Below are 3,534 nucleotides of genomic sequence, written 5' to 3' on the forward strand. Positions count from 1 at the left end.
GGGGCGCCGCCGCGGATCCGTCGGCCGGGCGCCCCGGAAACCGGTCCGTCCGTCAGGAACCCGCGGGGCTCGGCTGTGCCGTCCCCGGCTTCTTTCCCGCGTTCGCCTCGGCGACCCACTTCTTCAGGTTCGCCGGGGAGATCTGCTCGGCGCCCTTCTGCGGGAAGGCCGACTGCCCGTTCAGCAGCACCGTCGGCGTGCCCTTGAAGTCGCCGCTGTGGAAGGCCTCGGTGGACTTTTCGACCCAGCTGTCGTGTTTACCGCCCTCCACACAGCTGCGGAACTCGGGCGTGTCGAGGCCCGGGACCTTGGCCGCCAGCTCGATCAGCTTGCTGTTCTGCGCGAAGGCGTCGTCCGTCTCCTGGGGCTGGTTCCGGTACAGCACGTCGTGGTACGGGACGAACTTCCCGGCGTCCTGCGCGCACGCCGCCGCGTTCGCCGCACGGTGGGAGCCGCTGCCTCCCATGTTGCCGTCGATGATCGTGACGAGGCGGTACTCGACCTTCAGCTGACCGGAGTCCGTCAGCTCATGGATCGTGTCCCTCATCACGTGCTCGAACTGGGCGCAGGCCGGGCAGCGGAAGTCCTCCCAGATCGTGAGCGTGGACGGTGCGTCGCTCGCGCCCGCCGGGATCGCGAGCGCCCCCGCGCCCTGGGCTCCGCTGGGGGCGGTGACCGGACCGGCGGCGGAGCTGTCGTCCTTGCCTCCGGTGTTCGCCGCGATCACGCCGACCACCGCGGCCAGGCCGAGCACGCCCACCACCGCAGCCGTCACGATCAACAGGCGCCGTCGCTTCTCGCGCGCCCTCTGCAGCTCACGATCCTGCAGGAGCCGCTCTCTCGCGGCCCGCTTTCCGTCTTGGTTCTTCTCGCTCACGCCCACAGCAACGAACCGGGGAGGCACGTATGCGCCTCCCCGGTCCGAGGTCCACCCGGACGGGTGACCCGATATGACCGGATCCGTCAGCCGGATCGGTCGGGGTGAACCCTCAGCTCGCTCCGTGAGCGTGATCCCTCAACTGGTCCGTCAACTGGTCCGTCAGCTGATCGGTCAGCCGATCCGTCAGCGCTTGCGGACGCCCTCGGCGAGTTCGCCCGCCAGCGCCCGCACCGCCGCGATCCCGGCCGCGTGGTCGTCCGCGTCGAGCAGCCGCTTGACGAAGGCCGAGCCGACGATGACGCCGTCGGCGAAGCCTGCGACCTCAGTGGCCTGCTCGGCGTTGGAGACACCCAGGCCCACACAGACAGGGAGCCCACGGCGGGAAGCAGCGGTGGCACGGGTGCGCCGGACCAGATCCTGGGCCTGCTCGCCGACCGACTCACGGGTGCCCGTGACACCCATCAGCGAGGCCGCGTAGACGAAGCCGGAGCCCGCCGCCGTGATCGTGGCGAGCCGCTCGTCCTTGCTGCTCGGCGCGACCACGAAGACCGTGGCGAGCCCGTGCTTCTCGGCGTGCTCGCGCCATACGGCGGACTCCTCGACCGGCAGGTCGGGCAGGATGCAGCCCGCGCCACCCGCCTCGGCGAGCTCGGCGGTGAAGCGCGCGATGCCGTACCGGTCGATCGGGTTCCAGTACGTCATCACGAGCACCGGCTTGCCCGTGGCCGCGTGGGCCTCGCGGACCGTACGCATCACGTCCGCGATCCTGACGCCGCCGCGCAGTGCGATGTCGTCGGCGGTCTGGATGACCGGTCCGTCCAGGACGGGGTCGGAGTGCGGCAGGCCCACCTCCACGATGTCCGCGCCGCCGTCGAACACGGCCTTGACCGCCTCGATTCCGCCGTCGACGGTCGGGAAGCCGGCCGGGAGGTACGCGATGAGCGCGGCCCGGTTCTCGGACTTGGCGGCCGCCAGGGTGTCGCTCAGCAGCTGAATGTTCCCGCTCACTTGGCGTCCCCCTCGATCTCCGCGACCTCGCCCGCCGCGTCCGCCTCGACGACCGCGTCCGTCGCGGCGGTGCCGTTCTCGTCGTACAGCCCAAAGTAGCGGGCAGCCGTGTCCATGTCCTTGTCGCCGCGGCCGGACAGATTGACCAGGATCAGTCCGTCCTTGCCCAGCTCCTTGCCGATCTCCAGCGCACCGGCCAGCGCGTGCGCGGACTCGATCGCCGGAATGATGCCTTCCGTACGGGACAGCAGCCGCAGCGCCTGCATCGCGGCGTCGTCGGTCACGGCCCGGTACTCGCCACGCCCGCTGTCCTTCAGGTACGAGTGCTCCGGGCCGATGCCCGGGTAGTCGAGCCCGGCCGAGATCGAGTACGGCTCGGTGATCTGGCCCTCGTCGTCCTGAAGGACGTACGAGCGCGAGCCGTGCAGGATGCCCGGCTCGCCGGCGGTCAGCGTGGCCGCGTGCTCGCCGGTCTCGACGCCGTGGCCCGCGGGCTCGCAGCCCACCAGCCGTACGCCGGAGTCGGGGATGAACGCGTGGAACAGACCGATGGCGTTGGATCCGCCGCCGACACACGCCACGGCCGCGTCCGGGAGACGGCCCGCGCGCTCCAGGATCTGGCGGCGGGCCTCGACGCCGATGACCCGGTGGAAGTCGCGGACCATGGCCGGGAAGGGGTGCGGGCCCGCGACCGTACCGAAGAGGTAGTGCGTGTGGTCGACGTTGGCGACCCAGTCGCGGAACGCCTCGTTGATGGCGTCCTTCAGGGTGCGGCTGCCGGACTTCACCGGGACGACCTCGGCGCCGAGCATGCGCATCCGGGCGACGTTCAGCGCCTGGCGCTGGGTGTCGATCTCGCCCATGTAGATGGTGCAGTCGAGGCCGAAGAGCGCGCAGGCGGTCGCGGTGGCGACGCCGTGCTGGCCGGCGCCGGTCTCGGCGATGACGCGGGTCTTGCCCATGCGCCTGGTGAGCAGGGCCTGGCCCAGCACGTTGTTGATCTTGTGGGAGCCGGTGTGGTTGAGGTCCTCGCGCTTGAGGAAGACCCGCGCGCCGCCGGCGTGTTCGGCGAACCGGGGCACCTCGGTGAGGGCGCTGGGCCGGCCGGTGTAGTGGACGAGCAGCGCGTCGAGCTCGGCGGCGAAGGCGGGGTCGGACTTGGCCTTGTCGTACTCGACAGCCACCTCGTCGACCGCGGCGACGAGCGCCTCGGGGATGAACTTGCCGCCGAAGTCGCCGAAGTAGCCGGCCGCGTTCGGCACCTGGCCTTCGAGGTCGGGAATGAAGTAATCGCTGGGCATGCCAGAACTCCTCGTGGGCGTGAAAGCCGAAGAGAATTGAATGTGATGACGTAGGACCGCTGAGCCAGGCCCTGTCCGGGCGATCTTGTCGGGTCCGCGACACTCCCCCAGGGCTTCGCCTGGGAGGTACCGCCGGCTACGGCGCCTCGCCCCTCGGCCCTTCGGGCCTGGGGAGACCTCATGCAGCTGCCGCCGCGGCCTGTTCCTCGAAGATCGTCCGGACCGGACCTAGTGCCGTGACCGGAAAGGTTCACCGGCTCGCGACGCCCTGCACGGCACTCCCCCAGCTACCGCTGGGAGGTACCCCCACGCTGCGTTGTCGCATCACCCAAGTACGTCCAGTAC

The 3,534-nt window shown here is 70.5% G+C and carries 3 protein-coding genes; all 3 read right to left on the reverse strand.

What is annotated here, in order from left to right:
* Positions 1–52: 52 nt before the first annotated feature.
* Positions 53–877, reverse strand: coding sequence for a DsbA family protein (locus tag ACWGI8_RS41605; RefSeq protein WP_453668650.1), 825 nt, complete (start codon positions 875–877; stop codon positions 53–55).
* 186 nt (positions 878–1,063) lie between these two features.
* Positions 1,064–1,888: a tryptophan synthase subunit alpha gene (gene trpA, locus ACWGI8_RS41610; RefSeq protein WP_453668651.1), complete on the reverse strand. Its 825-nt coding sequence runs from the start codon at positions 1,886–1,888 to the stop codon at positions 1,064–1,066.
* On the reverse strand, positions 1,885–3,189 hold the full coding sequence (trpB, locus tag ACWGI8_RS41615) for a tryptophan synthase subunit beta (protein ID WP_453668652.1): 1,305 nt from the start codon (positions 3,187–3,189) through the stop codon (positions 1,885–1,887). Before trpB ends, trpA begins: the two co-directional genes overlap by 4 nt.
* Between the last annotated feature and the right edge of the window lie 345 nt (positions 3,190–3,534).

The organism is Streptomyces sp. NPDC054841, from assembly GCF_053611045.1.